Below are 16,062 nucleotides of genomic sequence, written 5' to 3'. Positions count from 1 at the left end.
AAGTGCCATTTTGATTCTCCTAAAATTTTAGTGATTAAAAAATTGATTAAAAATTAAATTTAACAACAACATTAGTTGCTCTATTGCTATAAGCACCTCTGTAGCCATAAACTGAAAGTGCTTCTTTAAGAATATCAATTATATTTGTTCTATCAATTTCATGGACTTCTAAAGTATTAATTTCCAGTAAACTCCAAGCAACTAGAAATGGATTATCAGAAAAAGAAGGTGAACAATAAGTACGTTTAATTATTAAACTGATACGCTTTCCTTGGAAATTAAGAATAGCAATTCTCTTATTTGTTGGTTCTGGACGCCCACTATCACCTGTCTCTGTAATGGTTTTTGTTATTAAAAAATAGATACCTCTATTACGGTCTATCGTCCATGAGTACCAAAACCCTGACGGTCTTCCATTTTTCCATTCTCTGTCAAAAGGAAAAAACTCTCTCATTAATTCATCAAGTCCATATTTCTGAATATCTTCCTCAGAAACTCTCTCATTCACAAAAGCCATAATATGTATCCTTTATTTAAAGTGTGGTAAACAATCAAAGTCTTGATTTTTACTGCTTAGGCAATATACCTTTATTTACTAATCAAGCCATTTGCGAAAATATTTTACAGAAAATACTTTCGTAAATAGCTAAATTCTATGCTTTTTTACTATTCACTATACTGCCGCTATACAGCAAAGTAGTAGAACCTGAACCGGAAACATCAAGTTGAGCAATCAGATTACGCAAATCTTCATCAGTAGAAACATTGGCAAGAAGTGCATTGGCTTCTATCATGGTTAGTGACATTTTGATTCTCCTAAAATTTTAGTGATTAAAAACTGAATTCAACAACGGTATGAGGACTTTGTTTGCTTTTCGCACTGTTATAACCATAAATAGTAAGCGCATCTTTTAATACAGTAATAACAGATTCTTTTGACATCTCCGGTACATTTGAAGTATCTATTTCCAATAAATCCCAAGCAAGCAAAAAAGGATTATCTGAAAAAGAATGCGGGCAATGGGTACGTTCAACTATCAAAGGTACACGCCACCCTTGAAAATTAAGAACAGCAATTCTTTTGTTTGTTGGTTCTGGGTTATCACTCAATCCTATTTCTTTAATTGTTTTAACCATCATGAAATAAATATCACGTTCACGGTCTATTGTCCAAACATGCTTGAAAAAAGGTGGTCTTCCTTTTCCTCCTTTACCCCAATCAAGATCGAAAGGATAGAAATCACCCATAAGTTCATCAAGCCCATATTTCTGAATATCTTCCTCAGAAATAATTTCATTCACAAAAGCCATAATATATATCCTTAGTTTAAAGTATGGTAAATAATCAAACCCTTGATTTTTACTGCTCAGGCTGTATGCCTTTGTTTGCTAATCAAGCCATTTGCGAAAATATTTTACAGAAAATGCTTTCGTAAATAGCTAAATTCTATGCTTTTTTGCTATTCACTATACTGTCGCTATTACTATGCAACAAAGTAGTAGAGTTCAGAACCTGTAATTTAAGCACAGACAGGCTGCCTGAAAGCATGGAAACTCAGTCCCATGCTTTCAGGCAGCCTGTCTAGTAAATTTTGGTTCATCGAATACATTACCCAATCCTCACAAAGATACAGATAGATAACGCGATGCTGCTTAACATTTTTCAGCATATTACTCCCCTTTATTTTAGGTATGCAACGGTAAAATTAGGCTTTTTCACAATTTCCAAACAACATGCCACACTGCTGCCTCTACCCAGATAATTGTTGCCGTGATACAGGGTTTTAATAGCACTTTCTTCATCACCGTCGCCACCGTTTAACACATCATCGCCGTAATAACCATACAAAGTATCATTGCCCGCCAAACCATAAATTTCATCATCATACGGTGTGCCGGTTAATTCATTGTCTTGATTATCGCCGTATGGTGTGGTGTCTGTCGGCAGTTCAGTCTCATTACCGCCTTGCTGTATTAAGCCGCTGATGTTATCAGCACGATAATAATGTACCGTATCAAGGTAATCACTAAAGGGGTCAAGCAGTGGTTCGGGTGCGGTTTTGCTGCTGAAGATGATACTCAATTGGTTGAAAATTACTTTATGCAGTTGAAAGAATATAAGCGAGTTACAATGAGAACCGATAAAACGGATTTGTCTTTTTCGGTGATGATTTATTTTTGTGCTGCTGAAATGACTATGCTGAGTTTTAAATATCCACAGACCCTAGTATGATATATTGCAGTACAACTCGATAAAAATTTAATAATGTCTGCATCTCGCACACTTAAACCACGCCAAATTATCACGAATTCAAGAACGCCTGCCCGTCTTCAACACCATGAAATCCATGGATTAACGGCGAAGCCCAACCACTAAACCACCATGCCCGCCGTCCGCACCCTCGTTATTAAAAATATTTCCGCCAATCTGTTGCTGCAAATCATCAACACCGTGGGCAGTTTTATTCTGCCGCCCTTGATCATTGTGTATTACGGCTCGGAAATCAACGGCATGATTGCCTCTGCCAAACAATTTATCTCCTATTTAACCCTGCTGGAAGCAGGCGTGGGCGCGGCTGGTATTGTGGCTTTGTATCAGCCGCTGGCTCGTGGTGATATTGCATTGCGCAACCGTATTTTGGCATCGGTGCGGCGGCTGTATCGCTTTTCAGGCAGCCTGTTTATTCCCGCTTTGATACTGTTGGCGTGCGTTTATGCGTGGATTACCCGCCATGAATTAAGCCCGCAATTAACACTGATCATGGTTTTGTTGCTGGGTTTTATCAATGTGCTGGATTTTTTTCTGTTCGGCACATACCGCGTATTGCTTGCTGCCGATCAAAAACAATATGTTTTGTCTGCCGTGCAAGCGGTTAGCGTTGTGGGTAATGTGGCGGCATCGTATGTGCTGATTAAATGGGGCTATTCCATTGTGGCGGTTCAATGTGTCGCCTCTGCCGTTTTGCTGTTAAAAATCGGGCTGACCGCATTTTATGTGCGCCACACTTATTCGGACCTGCATTTTCATTGGCACAAAAAAAATGCTTATCACATTGAACAAACGTGGGACGTATTGTTTCATCAATTGTGTGCCTTGGTGATATTCAGTTCACCCTTGGTGTTGATTACTCTGTTTTTGACACTCAAAGATGCCAGTGTGTATGCCGTTTATGCGCTGGTGTTTATGGGCGTAAAACTGTTTTTGCAAACGGCCTCACAAGGCATGCAAGCCATTTTCGGACACACGCTGCACGGCGAATTGGCAAAAACACAGCAACACTTTCTGCGTTATGAAATCATCTTTTTCTGCGCCTTGGGCTGGATTTACAGCGCAACCGCCATTTTATTTATGCCGTTTATCACTCTTTACACCGCGAATATGACCGATGCCGATTATCATCAGCCCACATTGGCGTTGATGTTTTTATTGGCAGGGTTTATTGAGAACTGCCGCATTCCCGCCGTTACGCTGATTATGGCGGCGGGGCATTATCGCCAAACCAAACCGCAAGCCTTGCTGGAAACCGGCATTAACCTGATTGCCTCGGTGATTTTAATCCGCCACTACGGTTTGGCAGGTTTACTCGGCGGCGCGGTGCTGTCATTTTTGTTGCGCGGAGCGGAAATGGTGTATTACAGTCATCGCCGTATTATTCACTTATCTCAATGGCGCACTTATGTCCTGATTATCGGTACGGCAGTGCTGGCAACGGCGTTGACGGCGGCGGGCATATTTGCACTGCGCGAACAAACCATCAACAACTATGCGGCATGGTTGCAAACGGCTACTGCTGTCAGCTTGGTTTGTGCCGTGCTGTTTGGTGTGTGGTATCGGCTATGGACGGTTTTTCGCAAAAACACACAATGAATAATGATATTTTCAGCGAAGCTAAGCATTGATGCTTAAGTAAAAAAAGATAAAAAATCATATAAAATTAAAAGGAATTTGTATGGAAATCCATTTTTTCATTCCCGATGTCAATCCGCTTGGCGGCAGGGAACGTGTGGTATTGGAAACAGCACGTTTGTTTATTCAGCAGGGTCATCAAGTGTATTTAACCAGTATTGAATCTGCCAATCATGATACTTGTACCTATGACATTCCCCCAAACTTATCTATCCAACATTTGAATTTTGGCAAGCATACCCACAGAAGATTATTGAAGATTGTTTATGAGATTAAATTGATTTTCTGGCTGCTAAAAAACATTAAATCAGACCGAATTTATATCAGCACAGATGTGTGGAGTAATTTGGCGTTCAGTGTTTTTCGCCTATTCAGAAAAAATACAATTATCGGGTGTGACCACGGTGCGTATGGTACAGGAGGACCCAAAGTTAATTGGCTTAAAGGCATTTACCGCCATTTAAATGCCTTAGTTGTCTTAACCGAAGAAGACCGCAACACTTATCAGCAAAAAAACGGTTTAAACAATGTATGTGTTATTCCCAATGCCCTGCCGTTTGCCGCCGAGCATTTGCCATTACCTGATTATGCGGCAAAAAAAATCATCACACTCGGCAGATTCGCGCCCATTAAAGGTTATGATTTATTGATTCGGGAAATCAAACCGGTGTTGCGCCAATATCCCGATTGGCAATTGTATATTGTCGGCAAGGGAGAAATGCAGCAGCGTTTGCAAGACTTAATCGAAGCAGAGCAATTACAAGGGCAAGTCATATTGCAAGCCGCTGTTAAAGAAGTGATACCCGAATATTTGTCCGCTTCGGTGTATGTTTGCAGTTCACTCAAAGAGGGTTTTCCCATGACCTTGCTGGAGGCCAAGTCTCTGGGTTTGCCCATTGTTTCCTATGATTGCAACCACGGACCGCGCCACATTATTCAGCACGAGCAAGACGGTCTGTTGATTCCTTACCGCGACGCCCAACAATTTGCCGCCGCATTAAACCGCTTATTGGCAAACGAAACTTTGCGCGAACAATTGGGTAAAGCGGGTAAACACAATGCCGCTGCCTATACACCCGCCAATATCTATCAAAAGTGGCGGCAATTATTGGAACAAGTGGATAATCATGGAAATTGATTTCGTTTTGCCGTGGGTGGACGATACCGATCCTGAATGGCTGGCTGAAAAACAGCGTTATTTACCCAAACAAACAGCAGATGCAGATGCTGCCGGTATTACTCGTTATCAGGATTTAGGCACTTTACGCTATGTATTGCGCGGGATTGCCAAAAATTGCCTATGGTATCGCCATATTGTGTTGATTACCGCAGGACATCTGCCGCCGTGGCTGAACATCAATCACCCCAAAATCAAAATCATCACCCATCGGCAATTGTTTCTCAACACAGCGCATCTGCCCACCTTCAATTCATCTGCCATTGAAATGAATTTGGTGAATTTACCTGATGATGTCAGCGAACATTTTGTGTATTTAAACGACGATACAATGTGTTTGCGCCCCATATCACCGGAACGCTTTTTTCAGCACGGCTTGCCGGTTGATTTTATTCACCACGGCTGGCTGAAACGCAACCGCCTGTTCACCTTGCTGCGCGGCAGCAGCACATGGGTTGCTTCGCTGAATAACGCCGTTGAACTCATCAATCAACACCACACCATTGGCACATTAAAACAGGAACATTTGTTTGCCAAAAGCTATCCGTTAACAGCAAAAATCAGCAATGCGTTGCTTTATTTTTTTTACAAACGCTATTTTTGGTTTGCACACTGGCATTTGCCTCAAGCCCATACCAAAACCACCTTACAGCAGGTTTACCAACATTGCGGCAAAGCCATGTGCATCTCTTCAGCCAACCGCTTCCGCGCCGATAATGATCTAACCGCCTATTTGTACCGTTATTGGCATTTGGCTTCGGGGCAATTTATCCCGCAATGGCACAACGACGGCTTTGTGCGCAATATCGCCACCCTCACCCAACTGCAAAAAGCCGCTGATTACCTTCAGCAACACCCGAAAATTCATTTTGCTTGCCTCAATGACGCTTTTAAAAAAACCGACTTAACCGCATTAACTGAATTTAAAACCGCATTGCAACATGTTTTAGAAAAATGGCTGCCTGAAAAAGCACCGTTTGAATACTGACTGCGCTTTAGATGCTGTTGAATCTCGAATTAAAAATACGCCGATTGGCTTTTATTCTGTTTAAATATGAAACGCCATTACTTAATTATTAATAATGATGATACCAATCCTCATTTGATATTATTCTCTTTCCCGTACCGTCCGTGTTATTCTTGCCTTAATGTCTTGCACCGGCAAAAATCGGTACTGCGGCATTAGCACACTGACATTCTTAATGAAAGGAAAATCATGAACAATTCAACCACCCGCAGCTTAGGCAAACGTTTGCTGCTCAGCATATTTTTGTGTTTGTTTTCAGGCAGCCTGCTGGCAGCGGATATTGTGGTGTCAGCGGCAGCCAGCTTAACCAATGCGTTCAAAGACATTGCCAAAGCCTATGAACAGCAATATCCGCAAGACACGGTGCACCTGAATTTCGGCGGATCGGGCATTTTATTGCGGCAAATTGAAAATGGTGCACCGGCTGATGTATTTGCCTCTGCCGATACACTCACCATGGATTTAGCACAGCAAAAAAATTTAATTATGCCACAACATCGGCAGGTATTTGCGGGCAATGAATTGGTGCTGATTGTGCCGAAAAACAGCAATGTTGTTTTGCGGCAATTGTCAGACTTACAGCAACAAGCCATTGGCAGAATTGCCATCGCCAATCCCGACACCGCACCCGCCGGACATTATGCGCAGCTGGTATTGACGCAAGCAGGGTTATGGCAAGCATTGCAGCCAAAATTTATTAAAGCACAAGACGTTCGGCAGGCTTTAAATTATGTGGCTCGTGATGAAACCGATGCCGGTTTGGTGTTTGCCACCGATGCAAAGCAGATGCAAAACACCGTTAAAACAAGTTTAAATTTACCTGTACCAACCGCCATTGTTTATCCGATTGCGGCAGTAAACCACAATCAGCCGCCCAAAGATGCCGCTTTGCGTTTTATTCGGTTTGTGTTATCGGCTCCGGCACAAAATATTTTGACGCAATACGGCTTTAAACCATTGCACGGAAAATAACGTATGGGTATCGCTTGGCAGGCTTTGCAGCTATCACTGAAAGTGGCATTATGGGCAACAGCGATTAATGCCGTTTTCGGTATTGCTTTGGCTTATCTTGCCGCCAAGAAAACCTTTTGGGGCAAAGAAATATTGGATATTTTCTGCACCTTGCCCATGGTCATGCCGCCAACGGTATTGGGTTACTACCTTTTGGTATTGATTGGCAAACAAGGCTTTTTGGGCAAATGGCTGGCGGATTATTTTGGTATCCATTTGATTTTTACTTGGCAAGCGGCAGTGATAGCTGCTTGTGTATCATCGTTTCCGCTGGTGTATAAGCCCGCCCGCGCCGCTTTTGAGACCTTGGGCACACAATTGGAGCAAGCCGCCGTGATATTGGGTCTGCCCGAACGGGCGGTGTTTTTTCGGGTAACGCTGCCTTTGGCACAGCACGGCATTCTGGCAGGTTTACTGCTCGCGTTTGCCCGTTGTCTGGGAGAATTCGGTGCAACCATTATGGTAGCGGGCAGCATTCCGGGTAAAACCCAAACGCTTTCGATTGCCGTTTATGAAGCGGTACAAGCGGGGCAGGACGATGTTGCCAACAGTTTGGTATTGATTATTTCTGCCGTGTGCGCCGTGTTGCTGTTGGCGGTGAATACGCTTTCCCGCCGACGAAACCGCAAATTCACTTCACAATAATATACTCATGTTTCACAAACACACTCATGTTTCACGTTAATATTCAAAAAACCTTATCCGCACCCGACAACAAAACATTTTGTTTGTCGGCAGCGTTTCAAACCTCTGCCAAACGCAACGCAATACTCGGGGTTTCAGGCAGCGGCAAAACTTTGCTGCTCAAAAGCATTGCCGGTTTATTCACCCCTGACACAGGCGAGATTCGCTTCAATCAACAGGTTTTTTTTGATGCCGCCAAAAAAATCAATGCACCGGCAAACAAGCGGCGGCTGGCGTTTGTCTTTCAAGATTATGCTCTATTCCCGCATTTAACCGTGCGCCAAAACATTGCTTTCGGTTTAACAACGGGTTTATTCAACCCAAAAAAGCACCAAAGGCTGCCTGAAACCGATTATTGGCTGACACAAATGGATTTGCAGAATGTGGCAGAACACTATCCCGCACAATTATCGGGCGGGCAAAAACAGCGAACCGCACTGGCGCGCGCTTTGATTACCGAGCCGCAAGCCCTGCTTTTGGACGAACCTTTTTCCGCACTTGATGCAAATTTGCGCCAAAAAATGCGCCGCGAGCTGCTTGAATGGCAAACGCGCTTAAACCTGCCTGTTTTGTTGATTACCCATGACGAAGCCGACGTTAATGCCTTGGCTGACGCCGTGTGGATTATGGAAAACGGGCATTTACGAGCCGAATAAAACGGTTGTTACCGTGCTTACTGCTAAATGACTGCCAAATTGCGTGCCATCAGCAACCAAGCTGATGCCATGCGCATAAGCCGCAGCAACTGGTTTTTACGAATAAAATAAGCAATTGCCACATCGTTCACGAATATCTGCAATCTTGATACATGCCTATTTTTCAGTATCGCGGCTGTGTTTTAACGTGCTTTTTTAATTAAATCAACATCTTTCTTACTGCAAAATCCGTCCCACAACAGCAAAACCACACCGACACAGATAAAACTATCGGCAGCATTAAACGCGGGATAATACCAATTTTTAATATAAAACAGCAAAAAATCAATTACATGACCATGAACCAGGCGGTCAATCACATTACCGACCGCCCCGCCGACAATCAAAGCCGCGCCCCACTTACCCACGCTGCCGAATTCATTTTTCCAAATAGCACGCAGCAAATAACCACAGACCACAACCGCCAAACCGAGAAAGAAAAATTTTTGCCAGCCGCCGGCATTTGCCAAAAAACTGAACGCAGCACCGGTATTAAAAACCAAGGTTAAATCAAAAAAATTCGGGACAATATTCAGCCGCTCGGCAAAATTAAAACGCGTCAAAACCAGCCATTTACTCAACTGATCTGCCGCTATGGCAAAGAAAATGACGGCGATATAGCGCACAAACTGGGTGGGGGTTAAATTCATAAGAATGCCGTTTAATTTTTGGTTAATGTTAAAAATGAAAGCAGGACAACAACGGTAGCCCTGCGCAAAACAACAATGCAGTGGTATGATTCCAAAAAACCGTATTATCTGCAAAAACAGCCGAAAAATCCTGTCGGACACCAATTTTATTGGAAATAAAATGGCCGATGACAAAACTCGGCACAACAAATTCAGTATCCCAGCTTGCCGCATGCTTTATACTTTGTCAAAGCACCACATAAATATTTATTCCCCAGTTAAACATATTATTAAAAAATAAGGTATAATAATCAGTTCTTTTAAATTAACCCAATTTTTTACTGACACTGCCGAAGGCTGTCTGCTCTCAAGACAGCCGCCTTGCGGTGTTTTGCTTTCATTGATTTTATTTTGTTGTATGTAAAATACAAAACCGCTGATTTTCTTTTCAAACAATCAAATACTTGACGCAAGAAAGCATTGCTTGCCAAACCCGCCCTTTGGAGCTTCGCCCATGTCCTATTCTTTTACCGAAAAAAAACGCATTCGCAAAAGTTTTGCCAAACGCGCCAATGTCGTGGAAGTCCCTTTTTTATTGGCCACCCAATTGGATTCTTACTCTGAATTCCTGCAAAACAACCGCCCTTTTGACCAGCGCGCAGAATCAGGCCTTCAGGCAGCTTTCCTGTCTATTTTTCCGATTGTGAGTCATAACGGTTATGCACGTTTGGAATTTGTGCATTACGTGCTGGGTGAACCGCTGTTTGATGTACAAGAATGTCAATTGCGCGGTATGACCTATGCCTCGCCGTTACGTGCACGCATTCGTTTGGTGATTTTGGACAAAGAGTCATCTAAACCCAATGTGGTTAAAGAAGTGCGTGAAAATGAAGTGTATATGGGCGAAATTCCGCTGATGACATCAAGCGGTTCGTTTGTCATTAACGGTACTGAGCGCGTTATTGTGTCGCAATTACACCGCTCGCCCGGGGTATTTTTTGAGCACGACCGAGGCAAAACCCACTCTTCCGGCAAATTATTATTCTCTGCCCGCATCATTCCCTATCGCGGCTCTTGGCTGGATTTTGAGTTTGATCCAAAAGACTTGCTGTATTTCCGTATTGACCGCCGCCGCAAAATGCCGGTAACCATTTTACTGAAAGCCTTGGGCTACACCGGCGAGCAAATTCTGGAAATGTTCCACGATAAAGAACACTTTTTCCTATCCAAAGACGGCGTGGAAACCATTTTAGTACCCTCCCGCCTGCGCGGAGAAACCGCTAAATTTGATATTATTGACGGCAAAGGCAAAGTGTTGGTAGAACAAGGCAAACGCATTACCGCCAAACACATTCGCGACATCACCGCCGCCAAAATCGAACGTTTGCAAATTGAGCCGGAAAGTTTAATCGGCAAAATATTGGCAAGCGATGTCATTATTACAGATACCGGTGAAATTTTAGCATCGTCCAATGACGAAATCACCGAAGAATTATTGGCGCGTTTCGATATTCAAGGCGTGAGTGAAATTGACACACTTTACGTCAACGATATGGATCAGGGCGGCTATATTTCACACACCCTGCGCACCGATGAAGTTACCGATCGGCAAGCAGCGCGGATTGCCATTTACCGCATGATGCGCCCGGGTGAGCCGCCCACCGAAGAAGCAGTGGAAGCCTTGTTTAACCGCCTGTTTTTCAGTGAAGACAGCTATGATTTGTCCCGCGTCGGTCGCATGAAATTCAATGCCCGTACTTACGGACACCATTTAATTGATTCGCAAAAAGGCACGTGGTATGACCGCTTAATGAATCAAACCTTTGCCGGTGCGGAAAAAGAAGGCACGTTTGTGCTGTCGATTGCCGACATCGTTGCCAGCATTGCCACTTTGGTGGAATTACGCAACGGCAAAGGCGAAGTAGATGACATTGATCACTTAGGCAACCGCCGTGTGCGTTCAGTGGGTGAGCTGACTGAAAACCAATTCCGCAACGGTTTGGCGCGGGTTGAACGTGCCGTTAAAGAGCGGTTGAACCAAGCGGAATCTGAAAATTTAATGCCGCACGATTTAATCAATGCCAAACCCATTTCCGCTGCCATTAAAGAATTTTTCGGATCCAGCCAATTATCACAATTCATGGATCAAACCAACCCGCTGTCAGAAATCACCCACAAACGCCGTGTATCGGCATTGGGTCCGGGCGGTTTGACCCGTGAACGTGCCGGCTTTGAAGTGCGCGACGTACACCCCACGCACTACGGACGTGTTTGCCCGATTGAAACGCCGGAAGGTCCGAACATCGGCTTGATTAATTCTTTATCGGTGTATGCCCGTACCAATGAATACGGCTTTTTGGAAACTCCCTATCGCCGCGTGGAAAATGGCAAAGTTACCGATAACATTGATTATTTATCCGCCATTGAAGAAGGCCGCTATGTGATTGCACAAGCAAGTGCCGAGTTGGACGACAAAGGCCGCTTGATTGATGAATTGGTTACTTGCCGCGAAAGAGGCGAAACCATTATGGCAACGCCTGACCGTGTGCAATACATGGACGTAGCAACCAATCAAGTGGTATCGGTTGCCGCTTCTTTGATTCCGTTTTTGGAACACGATGACGCAAACCGTGCTTTGATGGGCGCGAACATGCAGCGTCAAGCCGTGCCGTGTTTGCGTGCCGAAAAACCATTGGTGGGTACCGGTATTGAGCGTGATGTTGCCATTGACAGTGCAACCGCCATCACTGCACGGCGCGGCGGCGTGGTGGATTATGTTGATGCCAACCGCGTGGTGGTGCGTGTACACGATGATGAAGCCGCCGCCGGTGAAGTGGGCGTGGATATTTACAATTTGGTGAAATTCACCCGCTCCAACCAAAACACCAACATCAACCAACGTCCGATTGTGCAAAAAGGCGATGTTTTGCAGCGCGGTGATGTGGTTGCCGACGGTGCATCTACCGATTTGGGTGAATTGGCATTGGGTCAGAACATGACCATCGCCTTTATGCCGTGGAATGGTTACAACTACGAAGATTCCATTTTGATTTCTGAACGCGTGGTGGCAGATGACCGCTACACCACCATTCATATCGAAGAATTGAACGTGGTGGCGCGGGACACCAAATTGGGCGCGGAAGAAATCACCCGCGACATTCCCAATTTGTCTGAACGCATGCAAAACCGCTTGGACGAATCGGGCATTGTGTATATCGGTGCAGAAGTAGAAGCCGGTGATGTGTTGGTGGGTAAAGTAACCCCAAAAGGCGAAACCCAGCTTACGCCCGAAGAAAAATTGCTGCGGGCGATTTTCGGTGAAAAAGCCAGTGATGTAAAAGACACTTCTCTGCGTTTGCCTACAGGCATGAGCGGCACAGTTATTGATGTGCAAGTGTTTACCCGCGAAGGCATTCCCCGCGACAAACGCGCACAATCCATTATTGAATCCGAATTAAAACGCTACCGCCAAGATTTAGCCGACCAGCTGCGAGTGTTTGATGAAGACGCATTTGACCGTATTGAGCGTTTAATCATTGATCAAAAAGCCAACGGCGGTCCTTTGAAATTGGGTAAAGGCAAACCGGTTACTGCCGAATATCTTGCCTCTTTGCCAAGCAAACACGATTGGTTTGATATTCGTTTAGCAGATGATACCATTGCCAAACAAGTGGAGCTCATCAAAGCCGCTTTACAGCAAAAACGTGAAGAAGCCGACGCACAATACGAAATCAAAAAGAAAAAACTCACTCAAGGCGATGAATTGCAGCCGGGTGTGCAAAAAATGGTGAAAGTATTCATTGCCATTAAACGCAGCTTGCAAGCCGGCGACAAAATGGCAGGCCGCCACGGCAATAAAGGGGTGATTTCGCGTATTTTGCCGGTGGAAGACATGCCGTATATGGCAGATGGCCGCGCCGTGGATATTGTGTTAAATCCTTTGGGCGTACCGAGCCGCATGAACATCGGACAAATTTTGGAAGTGCATTTGGGCTGGGCGGCAAAAGGCATTGGCGAGCGCATCAGCAAAATGCTGGCTGAAGAGCGCAAAATAAAAGATATTCGTTCGTTCCTCGACAAACTCTACAATCACAGCGGCAAAAAAGAAAATCTGAAAGCCTTAAAAGACAATGAGATTCTGGCACTGGCACGTAATTTGTCCAAAGGCATGACTTTTGCTTCTCCCGTATTTGACGGCGCACACGAAGACGAAATCAAAGCCATGCTCGAATTGGCGTATCCGAGCGATGACACGGATATTCAGAAACTGGGCTTTAATGACAGCAAAACCCAAATCACTTTGTATGACGGCCGTTCCGGTGAAGCCTTTGACCGAAAAGTAACTGTGGGCGTGATGCACTATCTGAAACTGCACCATTTGGTGGACGAAAAAATGCATGCCCGTTCTACCGGTCCGTACAGCTTGGTAACCCAACAACCCTTGGGCGGTAAAGCACAATTCGGTGGTCAGCGTTTTGGTGAGATGGAGGTTTGGGCTCTGGAGGCCTACGGCGCATCTTATACTTTGCAAGAGATGCTCACTGTGAAGTCAGACGACGTAACCGGACGCACCAAAATGTATGAAAACATCGTTAAAGGTGAACACAAAATCGAAGCCGGCATGCCGGAATCGTTCAATGTACTTGTCAAAGAGATTCGTTCTTTGGGCTTAGACATTGACTTGGAACGCCACCGATAATATCTTCTCATCAGGGCAGGCTTTATGAGCCTGCCTTTTTTCAAACACATCAATTAATTTTTCAGGCAGCCTGTACTGAATATCATAAAGGCACAATATGACTCATCACTTTATTTACCGCTGTTTCACCTTGCTGTGTATCCTGCCCCTGTTTGCCTGCGGCGAATCTACCGGTAACAGCAGCACACAAACCGCCGGCAAACCCGTTACGGCTCAAGCCAAAAAAAACATCACCGCCAAACTGGAGAAAACCTACGCTGCTCAAAATCTGAAAGTTTTGAGCGTAGAAACCGCACCGCTGGCGGGTTTATATGAAGTGTTGTTAAGCGGCAACCAATTGGTTTACGTTGATGGCAATGCCGATCATATGTTGGTGGGTGAATTATTGGACATCAACAACATGAAAAGCCTGAGTGAAGAGCGGCTGGCTGAAATCACCAAAGTGGACTTTACCGCTCTGCCCTTCGACAAAAGCATTCGCGAAGTGCGCGGCAAAGGTGAGCGGAAAATTGCGGTATTCACCGACACCGATTGTCCATATTGCAAACGCTTGGAAAGTGAATTTGCCAAAATGGATAACCTCACCATTGATAATTTTATGATGCCGATTCCCAGTCTGCACCCACAAGCCCAAGCCAAATCAGAACAGCTTTGGTGTCAGCCCAACCGCACCAAAGCATGGACAGACTGGATGCGCAATCAAATTGCACCGCCAACCGTTCCCGCTTGCCCCAACCCCATTGCCGAAACCATGCGTTTGGGTCAAACACTTGGCTTTAACGGTACACCCACTTTGGTTTTCCCCAACGGAAAAGTTTTTTCCGGCTTCATGGAACAGGAAAATCTGGAAAAAGCCATCACGGAAAATCAGTAATACACCATTATTTCTCGTTTTTCAGGCTGCCTGAAAACACAACGGCAATATCGGAACGAAAGGATAGAGCATGAGCGATTTAGCCCAACAATTTGCCCAAGCACAAAATGATGTTGTGAGCTTGGCGGAACGCCCTGACAATACCACTTTATTGAAGTTGTATGCTTTTTATAAACAAGCCACTTCAGGCGATGCCGGTGATGAAAAGCCAAGTATGTTTGATTTGGTGGCAAAGAAAAAATATGAAGCATGGGGAAAAATTAAAGGCATGAGTAAAGACGAAGCAATGCAGCAATACATTGCCGAAGTAGAACGATTGCTGAATGAAGAATAATCTCTTGTTTATTCAATAAAAAGGCTGCCTGAAAACAAAAACAGTTTCAGGCAGCCTTTTATATAACTAAACCACTGTTTGTTGCATATATGGATACGGCTTTTCATTGCGGTTTCTACCCCACAGGGCTTGATTGTTTCGGATTGCTGCATGGTAAAAAAGAAAGTGGTTTGGCTATGTTTCCCTGCACTTAAAAAATCAATGCCGCCGATGCCGCAACCAGCGTCATCACAAACACCACCCAGCGCATGATTTTCGGGGACAGTTTTACCGCAAAATGCACACCGATAACAGCACCAACCACGTAACCTGCCGCCAAAATCAATCCCAAAAACCACCATACTTTTCCCTGCCAAATAAACACCGCCAATGCCACCGTAGTAAACACCAAAGTACAGATCAATTTCAGGGCATTGGTACTGAGTAAATCATAGCGCAATAAACCACCCAAAATCATCATCAGCACAAACCCCACACCGCCTTGCACAAAACCGCCGTACACCCCCGCAACCCACAACCAAAAAATGGCTTGTGGTTTTTGAGCAACCGTAAATGGTGCGGCAATCGTATCAGGCAACAGAATAGCCGGCTTAAACAACATCACAGCCGCCATAATCAACATCGTACCCAACAACAATGGTTTTAACAGCGAATTGGGCAAAACCGATGCCAGCAATGCACCGCACACACCCCCTGCTAATACCGGCAGCAAAATGGCGGGCAAATCCTGCGTTGGCAGCCGCCCAACCCGCCGAAAACCGTGAATACCGGTAAAAACTTGCAATAAAATACCAATGCGATTACTGCCGTTGGCAACATCAGGAGGAATACCAAATAACATCAATACCGGTAGCACCAGATTAGAACCGCCGCCCGCCAAAATATTAACCACTCCCGCCGCAACCCCCAAAACCGCCATGACTGCGTATTGCCACCAAAACCAATCCATTTGGATTTCCTTTGCCGTTCGTTTTCCCCGCCAATAACAGCCAAACTGCTTTTTTCATCACGCGGCAATCCGAAAC

The 16,062-nt window shown here is 44.7% G+C and carries 16 protein-coding genes; 9 read left to right on the top strand and 7 right to left on the bottom strand.

Features of this window, described 5'->3' with window-relative positions; genetic code table 11:
- Positions 1–46: 46 nt before the first annotated feature.
- The 5 genes from Q384_RS00400 to Q384_RS00390 all read right to left on the bottom strand — a co-directional run bounded on the left by Q384_RS00400 (position 47) and on the right by Q384_RS00390 (position 2,083).
- Complete coding sequence (locus Q384_RS00400) at positions 47–517, bottom strand: hypothetical protein (protein ID WP_037585256.1); 471 nt, start codon at positions 515–517, stop codon at positions 47–49.
- Between the two features lie 136 nt (positions 518–653).
- Positions 654–806 carry a hypothetical protein gene (locus tag Q384_RS13035; protein ID WP_156956372.1) on the bottom strand — a complete coding sequence of 51 codons (153 nt, stop codon included), beginning with the start codon at positions 804–806 and terminating at the stop codon, positions 654–656.
- Between the two features lie 25 nt (positions 807–831).
- Positions 832–1,311, bottom strand: coding sequence for a hypothetical protein (locus Q384_RS00395; protein ID WP_037585254.1), 480 nt, complete (start codon positions 1,309–1,311; stop codon positions 832–834).
- A 209-nt stretch (positions 1,312–1,520) separates the two neighbouring features.
- Positions 1,521–1,670 carry a hypothetical protein gene (locus Q384_RS13030; RefSeq protein ID WP_156956371.1) on the bottom strand — a complete coding sequence of 50 codons (150 nt, stop codon included), beginning with the start codon at positions 1,668–1,670 and terminating at the stop codon, positions 1,521–1,523.
- Positions 1,671–1,681: 11 nt separating this feature from the next.
- Positions 1,682–2,083: a hypothetical protein gene (locus Q384_RS00390; protein ID WP_037585253.1), complete on the bottom strand. Its 402-nt coding sequence runs from the start codon at positions 2,081–2,083 to the stop codon at positions 1,682–1,684.
- A 300-nt stretch (positions 2,084–2,383) separates the two neighbouring features.
- On the opposite strand from Q384_RS00390, the gene Q384_RS00385 reads away from it, so the two are divergent.
- The 6 genes from Q384_RS00385 to Q384_RS00360 all read left to right on the top strand — a co-directional run bounded on the left by Q384_RS00385 (position 2,384) and on the right by Q384_RS00360 (position 8,462).
- Entirely contained in the window at positions 2,384–3,868 is a 1,485-nt protein-coding gene (locus tag Q384_RS00385; protein WP_051940211.1) for a lipopolysaccharide biosynthesis protein, read from the top strand.
- 82 nt (positions 3,869–3,950) lie between these two features.
- Positions 3,951–5,045 carry a glycosyltransferase family 4 protein gene (locus Q384_RS00380; protein ID WP_037585252.1) on the top strand — a complete coding sequence of 365 codons (1,095 nt, stop codon included), beginning with the start codon at positions 3,951–3,953 and terminating at the stop codon, positions 5,043–5,045.
- The gene (locus Q384_RS00375) at positions 5,035–6,072 is read left to right on the top strand and encodes a stealth family protein (protein ID WP_037585251.1); all 1,038 of its coding nucleotides are present in this window, start codon (positions 5,035–5,037) and stop codon (positions 6,070–6,072) included. Before Q384_RS00380 ends, Q384_RS00375 begins: the two co-directional genes overlap by 11 nt.
- A gap of 228 nt (positions 6,073–6,300) precedes the next feature.
- Positions 6,301–7,083 carry a molybdate ABC transporter substrate-binding protein gene (modA, locus tag Q384_RS00370; protein WP_037585250.1) on the top strand — a complete coding sequence of 261 codons (783 nt, stop codon included), beginning with the start codon at positions 6,301–6,303 and terminating at the stop codon, positions 7,081–7,083.
- A gap of 3 nt (positions 7,084–7,086) precedes the next feature.
- Positions 7,087–7,767 (top strand): molybdate ABC transporter permease subunit, encoded by a 681-nt coding sequence (gene modB / locus Q384_RS00365; protein ID WP_037585249.1) that lies wholly within the window; start codon positions 7,087–7,089, stop codon positions 7,765–7,767.
- Positions 7,768–7,793: 26 nt separating this feature from the next.
- Positions 7,794–8,462 (top strand): sulfate/molybdate ABC transporter ATP-binding protein, encoded by a 669-nt coding sequence (locus tag Q384_RS00360; protein ID WP_037585248.1) that lies wholly within the window; start codon positions 7,794–7,796, stop codon positions 8,460–8,462.
- Positions 8,463–8,644: 182 nt separating this feature from the next.
- On the opposite strand, the gene lspA is transcribed toward Q384_RS00360, so the two are convergent.
- Positions 8,645–9,151 (bottom strand): signal peptidase II, encoded by a 507-nt coding sequence (gene lspA / locus Q384_RS00355; RefSeq protein WP_037585247.1) that lies wholly within the window; start codon positions 9,149–9,151, stop codon positions 8,645–8,647.
- Between the two features lie 493 nt (positions 9,152–9,644).
- Between lspA and rpoB the strand changes: the two genes are divergently transcribed.
- From rpoB to Q384_RS00335, 3 genes are all read left to right on the top strand, one after another.
- Positions 9,645–13,829 carry a DNA-directed RNA polymerase subunit beta gene (rpoB, locus tag Q384_RS00345; RefSeq protein WP_037585244.1) on the top strand — a complete coding sequence of 1,395 codons (4,185 nt, stop codon included), beginning with the start codon at positions 9,645–9,647 and terminating at the stop codon, positions 13,827–13,829.
- Between the two features lie 97 nt (positions 13,830–13,926).
- Positions 13,927–14,703 carry a DsbC family protein gene (locus Q384_RS00340; RefSeq protein ID WP_051940209.1) on the top strand — a complete coding sequence of 259 codons (777 nt, stop codon included), beginning with the start codon at positions 13,927–13,929 and terminating at the stop codon, positions 14,701–14,703.
- Positions 14,704–14,773: 70 nt separating this feature from the next.
- On the top strand, positions 14,774–15,037 hold the full coding sequence (locus Q384_RS00335) for an acyl-CoA-binding protein (RefSeq protein WP_037585243.1): 264 nt from the start codon (positions 14,774–14,776) through the stop codon (positions 15,035–15,037).
- Between the two features lie 190 nt (positions 15,038–15,227).
- Here Q384_RS00335 and Q384_RS00330 read toward each other — a convergent pair whose 3' ends face one another.
- Entirely contained in the window at positions 15,228–15,986 is a 759-nt protein-coding gene (locus tag Q384_RS00330) for a sulfite exporter TauE/SafE family protein (RefSeq protein WP_037585241.1), read from the bottom strand.
- Positions 15,987–16,062: the final 76 nt, after the last annotated feature.

Origin of the sequence: Stenoxybacter acetivorans DSM 19021 (assembly GCF_000745895.1) — a bacterium.
In the GTDB taxonomy this organism is placed as follows: domain Bacteria; phylum Pseudomonadota; class Gammaproteobacteria; order Burkholderiales; family Neisseriaceae; genus Stenoxybacter; species Stenoxybacter acetivorans.
This window is presented reverse-complemented; position numbering and strand designations above follow the sequence as displayed.